The following is a 1,341-nucleotide window of genomic DNA, read 5'->3' as shown; positions in this document are numbered from 1 at the left end:
GCGATGAAAGAGACAACCCCAGCCGCAATGCCCCCATGCTTTGACCGATGGTGTCGGCGGTTTGACAATTGCTTCAAAAACGAAGCGCAAAAAAACGGCTTCAGACAATATTTAGGAGGATTATTAGGGGAAAGTGAGAGGAAAAACCTGACTCAAATGGCCAATAATGCCGTCGGAGTAGTTTATAACCGATTACATCACTTTTTGACCGAATCTCCTTGGTTAGACCGTCAGGTGAATGAATGTCGGTTGCAAGTGATGAACCAATGCCGCCAGACGCAAATCCCCCGAGGATTTTCCCTGATTGTCGATGACTCAGGACATCGAAAAAGTGGCAATCTGACCGCCGGAGTTGGCAGGCAGTACCTGGGAGAAATTGGCAAGACAGACAACGGAATATAGCGTTTCCCAATCTCATGAGGTACACCAAAATCTTAACTCCTGACTCCTCAAAACCTAAGACTCTGTACCTCACAACTATGGGAATTGCTATAGTCGCCGTCACTACCCATCTCTACGACGGCAAAAAAAGTGTCCCCCTAGACATTGAAATTTATCAACCAGCTAGTTCCTTAGCCGAGGGGAAAGAAGACAAAGAATTTAAGAAGAAACCGGAGATAGCGATAGATTTAATTGACCGGAGCTTAACCAGAGGCTATCGACCGAAAATCGTGTTAATAGATGCCGGTTATGGCAACAACACAAATTTTCTTAAAGCCCTGGAAGAAAGAAAGCTAAAATACTTAGGAGGATTGGCAAAAAATCGAAAAGTAATTATTGAAAAAGAAGGGGGTGTGGAAGAAACAATCCAGCTTGAGCAACTAGCAAAAAGCCTATCAGAAAAGGATTGGGAGAAAATCACCCTAAATCTAGATAAAGAAAAAACGGTTTGGGTAGCGGTATTCAGAGCGAAAATATCTCAACTAGAAGGAGAAAGGAACTTGGCTATCGTCATGAATGCAAGTTCAATGGAAAAAGCAACAGAGGTTGACTATTTCATCACCAATGTAGTTGAGGCAGATACAGTAACAGCGTCGTGGATAGTCAAGACTTACACCGAAAGAAATTGGGTGGAAGTATTCTACCGAGAAGCCAAAGGATGGTTAGGGTTAAGGGAATATCAAGTCAGGGATAAACGAAGCTTACTTCGTCATTTTATCCTGGTGTTTTGTGCCTATACATTTATCCTGTGGCATAAGTTAACTGGGGGATTGCAAAGGCAGTGGGCGAATCGACCTTTAAACACTTTTGTGGAAGCCTTGGCAGCTTTTCGGACAGCGATGTCTTTCCGTTTCTTTGAGTGGCTGACCGAGAATCGGGATGTGTTTGCCGCTTACAAAG

1 pseudogene is annotated in these 1,341 nt (G+C 43.7%); it reads left to right on the top strand.

The window, feature by feature from the left end:
• Positions 1-3 precede the first annotated feature (3 nt).
• Positions 4-1,341, top strand: a pseudogene (locus tag O9332_RS15875) (IS701 family transposase); the annotation flags it as partial.

The sequence above is a fragment of the Microcystis sp. LE19-10.1B genome (assembly GCF_027530565.1).
In the GTDB taxonomy this organism is placed as follows: Bacteria; Cyanobacteriota; Cyanobacteriia; order Cyanobacteriales; family Microcystaceae; genus Microcystis; species Microcystis aeruginosa.
This window is presented reverse-complemented; position numbering and strand designations above follow the sequence as displayed.